Source organism: Psychromonas sp. KJ10-10 (assembly GCF_047323245.1).
Taxonomy (GTDB): domain Bacteria; phylum Pseudomonadota; class Gammaproteobacteria; order Enterobacterales; family Psychromonadaceae; genus Psychromonas.
On record NZ_CP178826.1, the window covers coordinates 1,087,625 to 1,100,897 of the forward strand.

Annotated in this window: 19 protein-coding genes and 1 pseudogene; 18 read left to right on the forward strand and 2 right to left on the reverse strand. The window is 37.4% G+C overall.

The window, feature by feature from the left end; translation table 11 throughout:
- The first annotated feature begins 148 nt into the window (after nt 1–148).
- From ACLKMH_RS06215 to ACLKMH_RS06225, 3 genes are all read left to right on the forward strand, one after another.
- Nucleotides 149–727, forward strand: coding sequence for a HupE/UreJ family protein (locus tag ACLKMH_RS06215; RefSeq protein WP_413701278.1), 579 nt, complete (start codon nt 149–151; stop codon nt 725–727).
- Between the two features lie 189 nt (nt 728–916).
- Complete coding sequence (dmeF, locus tag ACLKMH_RS06220) at nt 917–1,852, forward strand: CDF family Co(II)/Ni(II) efflux transporter DmeF (RefSeq protein ID WP_413701279.1); 936 nt, start codon at nt 917–919, stop codon at nt 1,850–1,852.
- Between the two features lie 10 nt (nt 1,853–1,862).
- Nucleotides 1,863–2,279 (forward strand): MarR family winged helix-turn-helix transcriptional regulator, encoded by a 417-nt coding sequence (locus ACLKMH_RS06225; RefSeq protein WP_413701280.1) that lies wholly within the window; start codon nt 1,863–1,865, stop codon nt 2,277–2,279.
- Here the strand turns inward: ACLKMH_RS06225 and ACLKMH_RS06230 are convergent.
- Nucleotides 2,254–3,180, reverse strand: a complete 927-nt coding sequence (locus ACLKMH_RS06230) for an AraC family transcriptional regulator (RefSeq protein WP_413701281.1) — start codon at nt 3,178–3,180, stop codon at nt 2,254–2,256. The two genes, ACLKMH_RS06225 and ACLKMH_RS06230, sit on opposite strands and share 26 nt — an antisense overlap.
- 241 nt (nt 3,181–3,421) lie before the next feature.
- Here ACLKMH_RS06230 and ACLKMH_RS06235 point away from each other — a divergent pair, with 241 nt between their 5' ends.
- From ACLKMH_RS06235 to ACLKMH_RS06255, 5 genes are read left to right on the forward strand one after another with little or no spacing between them, the layout of a single operon-like run.
- Nucleotides 3,422–3,664, forward strand: a complete 243-nt coding sequence (locus tag ACLKMH_RS06235) for a hypothetical protein (RefSeq protein WP_413701282.1) — start codon at nt 3,422–3,424, stop codon at nt 3,662–3,664.
- Nucleotides 3,658–3,819: a hypothetical protein gene (locus tag ACLKMH_RS06240; RefSeq protein WP_413701283.1), complete on the forward strand. Its 162-nt coding sequence runs from the start codon at nt 3,658–3,660 to the stop codon at nt 3,817–3,819. The genes ACLKMH_RS06235 and ACLKMH_RS06240 overlap by 7 nt, the downstream gene beginning before the upstream one ends.
- A 28-nt stretch (nt 3,820–3,847) precedes the next feature.
- Nucleotides 3,848–4,114 (forward strand): MFS transporter, encoded by a 267-nt coding sequence (locus ACLKMH_RS06245; RefSeq protein ID WP_413701284.1) that lies wholly within the window; start codon nt 3,848–3,850, stop codon nt 4,112–4,114.
- A complete protein-coding gene (locus ACLKMH_RS06250; RefSeq protein WP_413701285.1) occupies nt 4,089–4,622 on the forward strand; it encodes an MFS transporter in 534 nt (177 codons plus the stop codon). The genes ACLKMH_RS06245 and ACLKMH_RS06250 overlap by 26 nt, the downstream gene beginning before the upstream one ends.
- A 42-nt stretch (nt 4,623–4,664) precedes the next feature.
- Nucleotides 4,665–5,201, forward strand: coding sequence for a peroxiredoxin family protein (locus ACLKMH_RS06255; protein ID WP_413701286.1), 537 nt, complete (start codon nt 4,665–4,667; stop codon nt 5,199–5,201).
- 256 nt (nt 5,202–5,457) lie between these two features.
- Here the strand turns inward: ACLKMH_RS06255 and ACLKMH_RS06260 are convergent, their stop codons facing one another.
- Entirely contained in the window at nt 5,458–5,775 is a 318-nt protein-coding gene (locus ACLKMH_RS06260) for a LysE family translocator (protein WP_413701287.1), read from the reverse strand.
- 217 nt (nt 5,776–5,992) lie between these two features.
- Between ACLKMH_RS06260 and ACLKMH_RS06265 the strand changes: the two genes are divergently transcribed.
- From ACLKMH_RS06265 to ACLKMH_RS06310, 10 genes and pseudogenes are all read left to right on the forward strand, one after another.
- Nucleotides 5,993–6,475, forward strand: a complete 483-nt coding sequence (locus tag ACLKMH_RS06265) for an Lrp/AsnC family transcriptional regulator (protein ID WP_413701288.1) — start codon at nt 5,993–5,995, stop codon at nt 6,473–6,475.
- An 89-nt stretch (nt 6,476–6,564) separates the two neighbouring features.
- Nucleotides 6,565–7,272 carry an AraC family transcriptional regulator gene (locus ACLKMH_RS06270; protein ID WP_413702274.1) on the forward strand — a complete coding sequence of 236 codons (708 nt, stop codon included), beginning with the start codon at nt 6,565–6,567 and terminating at the stop codon, nt 7,270–7,272.
- 97 nt (nt 7,273–7,369) lie between these two features.
- Nucleotides 7,370–8,296, forward strand: a pseudogene (locus ACLKMH_RS06275) (DMT family transporter).
- A gap of 300 nt (nt 8,297–8,596) precedes the next feature.
- Nucleotides 8,597–9,721, forward strand: a complete 1,125-nt coding sequence (locus tag ACLKMH_RS06280) for a hypothetical protein (RefSeq protein WP_413701289.1) — start codon at nt 8,597–8,599, stop codon at nt 9,719–9,721.
- The gene (locus ACLKMH_RS06285; protein WP_413701290.1) at nt 9,693–9,914 is read left to right on the forward strand and encodes a hypothetical protein; all 222 of its coding nucleotides are present in this window, start codon (nt 9,693–9,695) and stop codon (nt 9,912–9,914) included. Before ACLKMH_RS06280 ends, ACLKMH_RS06285 begins: the two co-directional genes overlap by 29 nt.
- 416 nt (nt 9,915–10,330) lie before the next feature.
- Nucleotides 10,331–11,173, forward strand: coding sequence for a ferric reductase-like transmembrane domain-containing protein (locus tag ACLKMH_RS06290; protein WP_413701291.1), 843 nt, complete (start codon nt 10,331–10,333; stop codon nt 11,171–11,173).
- Complete coding sequence (locus tag ACLKMH_RS06295; RefSeq protein ID WP_413701292.1) at nt 11,160–11,594, forward strand: hypothetical protein; 435 nt, start codon at nt 11,160–11,162, stop codon at nt 11,592–11,594. The genes ACLKMH_RS06290 and ACLKMH_RS06295 overlap by 14 nt, the downstream gene beginning before the upstream one ends.
- Before the next feature lie 22 nt (nt 11,595–11,616).
- Nucleotides 11,617–11,718, forward strand: coding sequence for a 4Fe-4S dicluster domain-containing protein (locus ACLKMH_RS06300; RefSeq protein WP_413701293.1), 102 nt, complete (start codon nt 11,617–11,619; stop codon nt 11,716–11,718).
- A complete protein-coding gene (locus tag ACLKMH_RS06305) occupies nt 11,715–11,831 on the forward strand; it encodes a 4Fe-4S binding protein (RefSeq protein ID WP_413701294.1) in 117 nt (38 codons plus the stop codon). Before ACLKMH_RS06300 ends, ACLKMH_RS06305 begins: the two co-directional genes overlap by 4 nt.
- 190 nt (nt 11,832–12,021) lie before the next feature.
- Nucleotides 12,022–13,167: an FAD-binding protein gene (locus ACLKMH_RS06310; protein WP_413701295.1), complete on the forward strand. Its 1,146-nt coding sequence runs from the start codon at nt 12,022–12,024 to the stop codon at nt 13,165–13,167.
- Nucleotides 13,168–13,273 lie beyond the last annotated feature (106 nt).

A 13,273-nucleotide genomic window follows, 5' to 3' on the forward strand; every position in this document is an offset into this window, starting at 1 on the left:
GCTTCTTTAAATGATAATAAGCATGAAATAAAGTCTTCTATTGAATGTCAACTAAATGTAAATTATGGTATTGTTATTTTCAATATTCTGTTGCAAAGACAATATTTTATTAAACTCTAGAGCCAATGCTTTACATTCAAGGAAATCTATGAAAAAAATATTTATCGCCATTTTTGCTATGATATTTACCTTACCAGAGCTCGCTTTTGCCCATTCCGGAGGTACTGAAGGGGCTTTTATGTCTGGTCTTGGACATCCTGTTCTTGGGCTTGATCATTTATTAGCCATGTTAAGTGTTGGTATATTAAGTGCACAAATGGGAGGGAGATCTATTTGGAGTGTTCCACTTACCTTTGTGATTATTATGCTACTGGGTGGAGTACTTGGAATGAATGATATTCCTGTATTCTCAGTCGAGTTAGGGATTGCTATTTCGGTGATATTGTTAGGTATCGCTATTGCGTCTGAGAAAAAATTAGTACCTTTATTAGCGATGCTATTTGTAGGGATTTTTGCAATATTTCATGGACATGCACATGGTACGGAAATGCCTTATTTAGCAGAGCCGGCGCTTTATACCCTCGGGTTTATAACAGGCACAATTAGTATACATATACTTGGTGTGTTGATTAGCTATATTTTGCAAAAGTTAAAGTATGGCGAGCAAGTATTAAGATTTTTAGGTGCAGGCATTGCGGGTATCGGAGTTTATTTACTGAGTATGTAAATGACCATAATTCTAAATAACCTCAATTCTGTATCCTTTCGCTTATCCAGAATTGAGATTAAATAAAAAGGTGCCACATAGTTGGCACCTTTTTTTTGAATAACTTCGCAAATATATTTACTTTGATAGCCAAATTAAATAACATGAATTTAATTTGACTATCAAGGTAAATTTTAAGGAGTAAGTATTATGGATAACGGAATGATTAAAGCGTGGCAACATGAGCATAATTTTACGCATCATAACCATCATGGTGAACGACGTGCCTATTATGTATTGATGTTAACTGTCGTGACTATGGTGATCGAAATTATTGCCGGCACTGTCTATGGTTCGATGGCTTTGTTAGCCGATGGTTGGCATATGGGCACCCATGTAGTTGCTTTTCTAATTACCATATTTGCTTATCAGTTTGCGCGAAAACATGAGCATGATAAGTCTTATACTTTTGGTACTGGCAAGGTGAGTGCGTTAGGGGGATTTAGTAGTTCGATTGCATTAGGGCTAGTTGCTTTAATTATGCTCGGCGAGTCAATACATCGACTCATGTCGCCACAGTCTATTCAGTTTAATGAGGCTATTTTTGTTGCCATCATTGGCTTAACGGTGAACATTGTGAGTGTTTTCTTATTACAAGATAAGCATTCTCACTCCCACTCACATTCTCATGACCATCATCATGGCCATGAACACCATGATGATCATAATTTAAAAGTCGCTTATTTCCACGTTCTGGCAGATGCTCTGACATCGCTATTGGCTATTTTGGCTTTGATTGCAGGAAAATATTGGGGATGGAATTGGGTAGATGCTTTTATGGGCATAGTCGGTTCTGTGATTATCACTCGTTGGGCAATAGGATTATTAAAACAAACAAGTCCGGTTTTATTAGATAAAAATATTTCTTTGCAATACCAAGCTAATATAATCAATATTTTAGAAGCAGAAAAAGCGACAAAAATCAGTGATATTCATATTTGGAAAATAAGTACAGATCACTATGCGGCTATGATATCAATTGTGGTTAGAGAGCCCAAAACTGTTGAGCAGTATAAGCAATTATTAAATAAGTTTGATAAAATAAACCACTTAACGATTGAAGTAAATCAGTACACTGAGATGTAATAGACTAGCTATGAAAGATATTGAACAATTAAATCACTGTATTATTGAGTTTTATGACAAGCTCTCTTCTTGGGAGCAATCCGTTGTCAAAGAGTTGCATCTTTCCCTTGCTCAAGTGCATACCATTGAAGTGCTGGGAAATCACAATGCAATGCGAATGAGGGAGCTTGCAGATAAACTTGGTATTACCACCGGGACATTAACGGTTCAAGTCGATAAGTTAGTCAACACAGGTTTTATTGAACGTCAGCCTCATCATTCAGATAGACGTTCAATTTTAGTGAAGCTGACAGAGTCAGGGCAAAATATTTATAAACAACATAATGACCTTCATCTTGCATTAACACAGGATATTACTGCTAAGTTAGATGAGGATGATACGGCGGTATTATTGAAACTGTTCAAAAAAATAAATTGTGAATTTTAATTCTATTATGTTTGTTTTTTACGTCGTTCACCTGGCCCGATATTAAAGGCTTTTTTAAAAATTCTTGAGAAGGCGCCTCTGAGCGATAACCAACTCGTTCTGCCACTTCAATAACAGTTTTTCCCTCTGCTAATAGTGACCAAGCTTTCTGCATTCGCCACCAAGTAAGATATTCAATCGGTGACCAACCGGAAACTTGCTTAAACTGGGTGGCAAATGCGGTGCGTGACATCGCTGATTGTTGAGCAAGTTGCTCAACTGTCCAGTTCAATTGTGGTTCATTTTGTATCGCTTGTAAGGCTTTCGCGAGTTTTTTATTCGCGATGAGCTTAAGAATACCTATCTCAAATTCGCTGTTTTTAATATATGAGCGTATAGAGTGAATAATTAAGGAGCCTGCCAGTTGTTTCAGAATAAGAGCCGAACCAAGGCCCGATTCGTGACTTTCTAATTGAATAAGTTGCACTAATGGTTCAATCCATTGCTTGGTATATTGGTTCTGTTTAACCACTAAAACAGGCGGTAGGGCATTAAAAATGTTTTCTGAACTTGCGTTTTCGTAAGCAAATGTGCCACAAAGTATGCCAGTTGCATCTGTTCTTATACCTGTTTCATAACTTAGTTTTTCAATAGAAGAGGTGCTTTTTGAGGTAGGAAATAGTTGATGTTTTACCTCTCGCATGAAAATGATTAAGTCTCCAGCGTAAAGCGTTTGTTCCTCTTCACCCTCTAGTGTTAATAGACATTCACCATGGGATACTAAATGAAATGATTTCTCTCCTGTTTTATGTCCAAGTAACCAAGCTCCACAGAATTGTGCATTAACAGATATTTCTATATTGAGGTGAACGGCCGATAACATAACTGAAAGTGGGTCTTTATAAATTGAAGGATTTGACATATTAATGACACTCACTAGGTTCAGGGTTAAGTAAATCAGTTTATCGAAGGGATGAATTATTAAAAGAAGTAAGTATCACCCCTTTACCATCAAACTTATAGGTATATTAGCATCATTAAAAGTAGAAACGCATAAATTGAACGCTTGGGCATAGCGCGCGAACTGACGAGCATTATCAAGTTAACCAATACAGGGTAAATTTATAGCATCAGAAAATTACTTTTTAAATGAGACTCTTCTATTGAATAATCAACAAACACATAAGCCACTTAGTGGCGGGCTGTTATTTTTAATGGCAATGGCCATTTCAGCAACAGCTGCTAACCTTTATTACAATCAACCTTTGTTGCCTTCTATCGGTGAGGCTCTGGGGATTGAAGATCATAATCTTGGTTTAATTCCATCCTCTACACAGATTGGTTATGCTCAGCTGCTATCTTTTTTATTTCACCTCTTGGTGACCGATATGACCGAAAAATGTTGATCCGTTACCTTTCTATTACTTTGATAATTGGCCTTGTTGCTACTTATTTTTCATCAAGCCTTTGGCCTTTGGTGATATCAGGTTTTATTGTTGGACTCAGTTCTAATATTACGCAGCTGACTTCTTCCTCTGGCATCATCATTAACCACAGTTGAAAATAAAGGAAAGGTTATTTCGACTTTAATGACCGGATTGACTATTGGTATTCTACTTTCTCGCACAATCAGTGGCACTATTAGTGAATATTTTGGCTGGCGAATGGTATATCTCTTTGTTGCTGTATTGGCATTGCTATTTGCTGTGTTATTGATGCGTTATCTACCTAAAACCAAACCAACCTCAGACTTATCATATCCAAAATTACTGGCTTCAATGTTAACGCTATTAAAAAAATATAGTGAATTAAGAAGTGCCGCCATAACAGGTGGTTTATGGTTCAGTCGCCTTTAATGCATTATGGGCAACACTCGCTATTCATGTTGGTGAAGCGCCTTTTAATTACTCCGTACAGCAAGCTGGTATGTTTGGCATTATTGCACTGGCAGGCACTATTGGTGCGAAAGTCTCTGGCAGACTAGTAAATAAATATGGCGCAAGCAAATTGATAACTGTTGGTTTGCTTTTTATTCTTTCTGGTTTTGCGGTATTTGCTCTGTGGGGAGACACTCTGACGGGTATGATTATTGGCATCGTTTTGGTTGACCTTGGAGTATTTGGTTCACAAATTCCTAATCAGGTGCGTATTTTTTCTATTGATCCTAAGGCACAAAGTCGTATGAATGCGATTTATATGCTTTGTTATTACATTGGTGGCGCAATTGGTTCGGCCGTTGGTGTTAGTGTTATGAGCGCTTATGGTTGGATCGGACTAAGTTTCTTTGGGTTAGTAGTGGTTTTACTAGCGCTAATTTATCATGCAATAAAAAGTAAAAAACAAGTTGTTACTGCGGTGGCTTAACTTAGACAAATATTTTTCTATCTATTATTAACAGGAGTCATTATGACAAATTCAATTAAACTGAATACGGGTAAAGCTTTTCCAAGTATTTCTGCAACATTATTAGACGGTACTCAAGTGGATCTAGGTAAAGCCTACGGTGGTGCAGATTGGCATATGCTGGTGGTTTATCGTGGCACACACTGTCCGTTATGTACTCGTTACCTTAATCTACTTGAAGAGCAAAAAAGTGCGCTTGCTGAAATTGGCGTTAGTGTACTTGCTGTATCTGCTGATTCAAAGGCACAGCTAACTGAGCATATGGAAAAATTAACCGTGAGTTATCCTATTGCCTACGGCTTAACTGAAGCACAAATGAAAGCGTTAGGTTTATATATTTCAGCACCAAGATCTGCTCAGGAAACGGATCATAACTTTGCTGAACCTGGGCTATTTATTATCAATGAGCAGGGCAATGTTCAGGCTGTGGATATTTCAAATGTGCCATTTCTTCGTCCTGAATTAGAAGTAGTTGTGCGCGGACTGAGTTTTGTTCGCAGTCAGGATGATTATCCTATTCGAGGGACTGTTGAATATTAATACTGGTTGTTTATTAATATTCATTATTTGTTAATCACCTTAATTTAATGGTATTAAGGTGATTAAGTACTTTAATTAATGACTTAACATTGAAATAACGGTGATCACTAATGTGAGGCTGAGACACCGATTAACGATTAGCATTTGTCGAGGAGAATTAAGCAAGGTTCTCATGACTACTCCAAAGTATGCCCAAGATAGGGTACATAATGTCATGATAACCAAAAAGGTAAGGGTGATTGTCACCACTTGCATTTTATAATCGCCAGAGATATCTATAAATTGAGAAAATGCCGTCATAAGCGGCTATCCAAGCTTTAGGGTTTAAAACTTGGATACCGAGGCCTGCTATAAAACCCGCTGAGTGTTTGTTACTAGGATCATTGTCAAACTGAAAGTTAGCGATGCCCCAAGCGACATATAATAAATATCCCGCCCCAAGAAACTTCAATGCACTATATAAAGTAGGGTAGGTCGTTAATACACCAAATAAACCAGCACTGACACCTGTAAAAATAGTTAATACACCAACAGATGTGCCAGCGACAAAGGGCAATGCTTGCGTTAAAACCATATCGATTAGAGATACCTAATAAGGTGATATTGCCTCCACCTGGGGTGATGGACATTGATAGGACAAAAAATAAAAAAGCAATGCCAACTTGAGTACTCATAAACAAGGATTCCAGTTAAGTTTGATAATAAAGGTAGTTTATAGTTTGTTGCAGGAATTAAATTGCTTTTTACGTTAGAATAATTGTCTTTATAGGCAGAATTATTCAGGATGTAGTATGAATAAGAAAGAAAACACTAAAGATGTGCTTGATAAGACAGATTTATCATTACTTAAGCATATCCAAAATGATGCTCGGATCAGTAATAGTAAACTTGCTGAAAAAATAAACCTAAGTGAAACACCATGTTGGAGACGTTGGAAAAAACTAGAGGATGATAACTATATTGAAGAATATAGAGCTATTCTCAATCACAAAAAACTTGGTTTTAGTGTTAATGGATTTACTCAAGTATCCTTAGGAAGTCATGCAGAGGAGAGTACTGATCTGTTTGAAGCCTTTGTTGCTGATACAGATTGGATCCCTATGTGTCATTGTATTACCGGTGGTGCAGATTATATTGTACAAATTATTGCTCAAGACTTAGATGAGTACTACGAACGTATTCATCAGTTAAGGCGTGTCCAAGGTGTAAGCGCATTACATTCTAGTATTTCTGTAAAAGAAATTAAAAGCAGTAACTTGCTACCTCTAGATTGAATGAGCCCTATTTACTAGCAAGGTTTTAATCGCCATCCTCTTTATAGAGCAATGGTATGTCAGAAAATAAACTAAAATGGCAGAACAAAATGCAAAATCTACTTTCTATTCGCTCTTATAGTAGTAAACCTGTTTGTCATTCTCATTCATTTAATCAGCTGGTGCTTCCTTTACGTGGTGTGATTAATATTAGAGTCGGAGATTTTAATGGTAAAGTTGCGCCAGGTGAGTGTGTCGTTGTAAAAGCCAGCGAAGCACATTTGTTTACTGCCGATTCAGAAGCGCGTTTTGTGGTTGCTGATATGCTTAGCCTGCCATCAAATATTGCCCTTTCTCGGCAAGTTGTTTTTGCCATTAATGCTTCGCTTGGCAGTTATTTAAGTTTTATCGAAAATCAGTTACAAAACCAAATCAATACAGAACTAGAAAAGGTGATGTTTGAAACCTTTTATTTACTACTCGCAGAACAAGCTTTATTACCTAAAATAGATGCTAGGGTAAGTGCTTCTCTTGCCTTTATCGAACAAAATATTGCTTCATCTTTGCAAATTAAATACTTAGCTAAAATTGCCTGTTTAAGTGAAACACAATTTAAAAAACTATTTAAACAACAGTTAGGCATGACTGTGATGCAATACGTAACTAAAATTCGCATGAAAAAAGCACAGGCTTTACTGACACATACAGATTATCCTTTGCAGATTATTGGTGAGATGGTTGGTTATCAAGAACTCTCCGCTTTTAGTCGAAAATTCTCTCAATACTTTGGTTTATCACCGACTAAGTTTAAAAAGTAAAATAGGTCGCTTTTGTTAAGGTTAGTGTCTTAATGGTTAAATCAAACTTCTTTTTTAAGGTAATCTTCTGTTATCAATTTCAGAAGAGAGTTTTAAAATGGAAAGTAACAGCGAACAATTAAAAGCTGTGTTAGCTATTGTGATTGCGAGTTTCCTGTGGGGGACAACGGGTACGGTTGCAAGCTTTGCACCTAGTATTAGTTCCATAGCTATTGGTGCCTTTGCTATGGGGGTAGGTGGGGTATTGTTAGTCTTTAATGCTCGTTATAAATTGTTAAAAGATATTCACCTGATACTTATTCACAGAAGAGTACTTATACTAGGTGGGCTTTCGGTTGCTATTTATCCGCTTGCCTTTTATAGCTCCATGCGTCTATCCGGTGTTGCAATCGGTACTGTTATTTCTATTGCCTCTGCGCCTTTTTTTGCTGTTATGCTTGAGTGTCTGATCAGTAAAAAAGGTTTCCCTGCAATGGATGATTAGCTTTGTGATTGGTACTGTGGGTATTGTGCTGTTAGTGGCGGGCAGAGAGCATCATCAGCAAATATCAGAAAATATTTTTCAACAGTATATTGGTATTATTTTAGGCTGTGTTGCTGGATTGACCTATGCGAGCTATTCATGGGCGACACGATCTTTGATTGAGAAAGGTATAGATTCACAATCGGCAATGTCTGCTTTATTTGGTTTTGCTTTGCAATTCTGTTATTGCCTTCGTTACTGTTTACTGGTGAGCATTTATTTTCAAGCGTAACTAATAGTCTTGTTTCTTTATATATGGCTATTATTCCTATGTTTGTTGGGTACTTATTATTTGCGTTTGGTTTAAAATCTATTGATGCTAGCAAAGCAACTCTAATTACTTTGATAGAACCTCTCGTGGCAACACTGCTTGCTATTTTTATCGTAAAAGAAAGCTTTGCACCTATCGGTATTTTAGGAATGTTTTTGGTTTCTCTGTGTATATTTCTTCAGGTATATAAGAAGCGTTCAGTGCAGACACTTACAATCGATTTCACATAATTATCATTCAGATATTACTCCCCTTTGTCCTTCAGTTTTTTCTCAGCCAGTCAAAAAAGGCTGATAGTGTTCATTATTTCTTCTAAAAAAAGCAATAAAGTGTAAGAAAAAAGTATTAAGGTGCAAGAAAAAGGGAACTTATAGCTTATGTCGAACTCAGCCTATTTATTGTTTTTGCTTATGATAGGGTAGCGGAAATTTATGTGGGCAAACAAAAAATACCAACCAATGCATTTCTTGGCATCTCTGGGTCATGTCGCTTACATTTTTTATTTTGTAATGATTTTTTAGGAGAGAGAAATGTCTTTATTTTTGCCCCGCTCGCTAGCAATGCTAGCCTGCTTAGGATTATTAACTGCCTGTATCGAAACAGATAGTGATGATACTTCAACCAGCACTTATGTGGTGTTTTCTATGAGCAGTGTTGAATCAGATTATCAAACCTTTCAGCAACGTGATTTAGACTACGATGGTAATGAAACTGATAGCGACGAAAGCGAATATATCTATAAAGATAGAGACTCCGATGATAGCACCTCGGTGGTATTTAATAGTGCTAATGATAGCGATACACAAACAGAGGATTTAGAGGTTGTCGCTATTACAGATATTAATGATATATACACGGCTTTAAGCATTGATGATGTCACAATTAAGGTGGACGGCACTAATTACAGTGGCGATTATATTTTAATTCAAGAAAAAAGTGGTGGTGATTTATATCCTGTTGTTATGTCTAATTTGGTGCCCTTAGCGAATACAGAACTCAGTGATGATATTTTTTGGCACAGTTCACATCGTTATTCGAATATTGCAGATGAAGATCGAATTTATCTTAATGATAGTGACGATGAAATATTGTATGTATTTGAACTAGAAGATGATTTGTTCACATATATTGATGCATTTGATTATCAAGATAATGACTTTTGGGTTAATGCAAGTGGTGATATTTTAACCCAGGAAACAAGTGATACCTCTGAAATGAGTTTATTGGATCGAAGTACGTCAGAAACGATTGTAGAGTCATTCTCAACCTCTAAATTATTACCTTTTGTATATGAGGGCGATTTTTATGTTGCGCGAACCAGTAGTACCAATATTTATGAGTTAGAGGCTGATACAAGTGATTTTTCTTGGTCAATAGATGATACTTGGGCCGATAATGATGATAGTTATAAACCAACTACAAATTCAGCCAGACGTGGTGATTTTGAGATGAATGCCAGTTGTGAGCTTTATGAATTTGATGATAGCAATCCTTTTTCAATCGAAATTAATCTGATTGATGATTTTTCTGCTAGCAACGGTCAATTAGCCGTTGCAGGTCAGGATGCATTATTTTGTGTAGATGCTGATAGCAGTGACAGTAGCGCGTTACCTATTATTATTAAGTTTGATACTGAGACCGAACCAGGATGTTAGTTTCAACGCCTCAATCGGTACTTTAGCCGATGCTACAGATTACTTTACAGTGATCAGTGATGACTTAATTATGTACTCTGAAAGCGAAAACGATACTTTCAACGAATATTATATTGATGTTGAAGCGGGCTTAGAAGAGACCTTTGAGGTCAGTGAAAGCAGTATTGTGACATTACAAACATTAGAAGATTAATCTCTATTTACTCATTCTCTGGTGACCTTTAACCAGAGAATGAGTCCTTTTAAATTCCTATTTATAAAAATATTAAATTCAAATAATAAGATAGAAGTGTATCGAAAGCGGTTATTAATTGCGCTAAATCAACTTAACTTGTTTCTCTTTTGAATAAAAGAATTTACAGCATTTTAGTTAACCTCACCTTAACCAGTTTTTAGATAACGTGACCACATAGTCAATTAATTTATATTTTGGGAGTTAAACATGACTACTCATAGCAACAGCTTAGGGACTCAACTCAAAGATCCGCAATCAAAGCCAAGGGCAAAATCAAGTTCTAAACTTGGTCTTTGGTTGGGCAATAAACACAAATTATTAATCGGTTATTTATTATTGTTAACGGTGCCTTTTTCGCAACTCAGATGCTCGATATGGACTCGAAAACAGGTTACGCGACTTTCATCAGTGTTGTAAACACACTTGCCGTGATGGCTTTCTTTGTGCAATTTCCATTAGGAAGTCGAATAAAGCAATTGCCTTTATTCGCTAATATCGATTGGAGTATTAAACGTCATAAACAAGTGGGTCAGTGGATTGGTATTATTTTTTTACTTCATCCTGTATTTATTCTTGCACCACGTTTTTTAATGTCCTTTCAAGATGGCTTAGATAGCGTTATTAAAGTATTAACTGCACCACAAATGCTAACGGGGCTGATTGCTTGGGTACTTATGATTGTTTGGGTTTTATTGTCTATTTTTAAAGAAAAATTGCCAATGCGTTATGAAACTTGGCGTTTAATGCATGTGCTTGGTTTTGTTGCCATTACAATATTAGTGACATTACACCTGACAAGTGTTGGCCAACATGGGCAGTTCCAACAAGGCTTCAATATATTTTGGTGGGCTCTCTGTGGCTTTTCCTTAATCATGGTGGCTTATAACTATTTAGTTAAACCCGCTCGTTTGCAAAAACAGCCATTTACTTTACAAAAAGTCGAAAGAGTCAGTAGTAGTGATTGGATGGTGACTGTTGAGAGTGAGCAAGGTAATAATTTCCATTTTGAAGCCGGTCAGTTCGTTTGGTTAAATAGCAGTGATTCTTCCTATGACGTGGATCAGCATCCTTTTTCTATTGCCTCTTGTCAGCATGATCTGCCTAAAATCTCATTTATTATTCGTGAATTAGGTGATTACACCTCAAATCTAGAAAAGTTAAATATTGGGCAACAGGTTTATATCGATGGCCCCTACGGCGACGATGAGTTTAAATGATAGCAATCAAGCGAAAGGCATTACTTTAATTGCAGGTGGTGCGGGTCTTGGCCCGATGTTGAGTTTATTACGTGGTTTAGTCGCTCGATATGAAACGCGACCTGTGCGCCTTATTTATGGCAATAATAGATTAGATCAAATGGTGCTTGTTGATGAAATCAAATCATTCGAGCAACAAATGGTTAATTTTAAGTTGCAGTTAGTGTGTCAGGAAGAGCTTCAACAAGGTAATAGTGAGGCAAATATTTACCAGGGTGTGATTGATGAAAACTGTATCGAAAATACTATAGACCCAACTCAAAGTGATCAATGGGCAGTGTATCTCTGTGGACCACAACCTATGATTGTTGCTGTTAAGAAAAGTCTGAAAGCATTACGTATTTCTAATGCCAATGTTCATTACGAACAGTTGTCGTTCTAGATTTAATTGAGAGGAAAACCCTATGCCTATTCATGAAATTGCAGGTTGTATTGGTTGTGAAACCTGTGTCGAAGTCTGCCCTACGGATGTTATTCAGTTTGATAAAAAAACAATAGAGCGGTGATCACTTATCCTGAAGATTGCCAGATCTGCCATTTATGCCGATTATATTGTCCCGTTGATGCGATCACGATTAACCCAGAAAAATCCATTCCTGTGATGGTTTCTTGGAGGTAACTGAAATGATTAAAAAAATGAATTTATCTCGCCGTCAATTTATCGGCGTTGCTGGCGGTGTTCTTGGTGCATCTGCCTTGGTCGCTTCAATACCCTCTGATAAAAGGGTAGGCCACCAGGTCCTCCTGTTGCGAGTAAAGCAAAAATAAAAACGGAAGATTTTAGTGTTGAGCATCATCAGGCTGACGTGTTGGTTATCGGAGGTGGTTTTGCTGGCGTGTTTGCCGCTGTTAAAGCACATGATGCGGGCGCTAAAGTGATGATGGTAGCAAAAGGTGGAGTAGGGACTTCTGGTTTAAGTCCCTTTGCTAAAGGCGTATTTAGTTATGATCCTAAAACGGCAAAAATGAGTGTTGATGAGTTTGTAGCTAAAGTCTCTGAATCTGCGATTAATACTAATAACCCTGTATTCACACGTCAATTAGCTGAGCACTCATACGATCGTGTACAGGAGTTAAAATCATGGGGCTTTTTTGATTCTCCTTTAAGTCGAAATAGCTTTATGTTGCCAATACAGGAACGTGAGATCCCTGTGGTTGAACGTGTCATGGTAACGCACTTATTAAAAGAGAAAGGTCGTGTTGTGGGGGCATCTGGTTTTAGTTTAAATACTAATAAAGTGATTCACTTTAATGCTAAAACCGTTGTTTTATGTACCGGTTCTGGTGGTTTTAAACCAAGTGGTTTTCCCGTTTGTGATTTGACTCATGATGGCACTATCATGGCTTATAATATTGGCGCAAAAGTAACAGGTAAAGAATGGAATGATGGTCATCCTGGCTCAGCGGTTAACTCGGGGTCATGTTATGACAACTGGCATGGGCAAATAGAAGAAAAACCTTCAATTACGAGTGTTATGGTTAATCACCACCTTGGAGTAGATGCAAACTATCAAGCTTATACCACAGGAGCCCCTGTTACTATGGGGCCACCACAGCCAGGACAAAAAAAGCAAAAAGCCGAAACTAGTGAAGGTCCTTATGTACCACTTGCCTTTAGACAAACAGATATGCCACCGCCACCACAACCAGATAGAGGTTTATTATCAATATTTTCTGGCAAAGGGCATTCAGGCCCTCCTGGAATGGGCGGTGAACAGGTTGGTGGTTCTACCGCGGGTATGGCGATTCATAAATCAGAGGGCATTGTACCTATTGATGAAACGGGGTTAAGTACTGTACCTGGCCTTTATGCAGCAGGTGATGCATTAGGCTCTTACATGTCGGGTGGTATTTATACTCAAATAGGTGGTTCTGTCGCCGGTTCTGCAGTGCAGGGGACTTTTGCAGGTGAAGTCACGCCAAGGCAAGTAAACAACTTGATTTCATTACTTTAACAGATAAAAGATTTGCGCAAATTAAAGAGGAGATTTTAGCCCCTTTAAAACGTCAAAATGGCTATAGTCCAGCATGGGTGACACAGGTTTTACAGGGAATAATGAT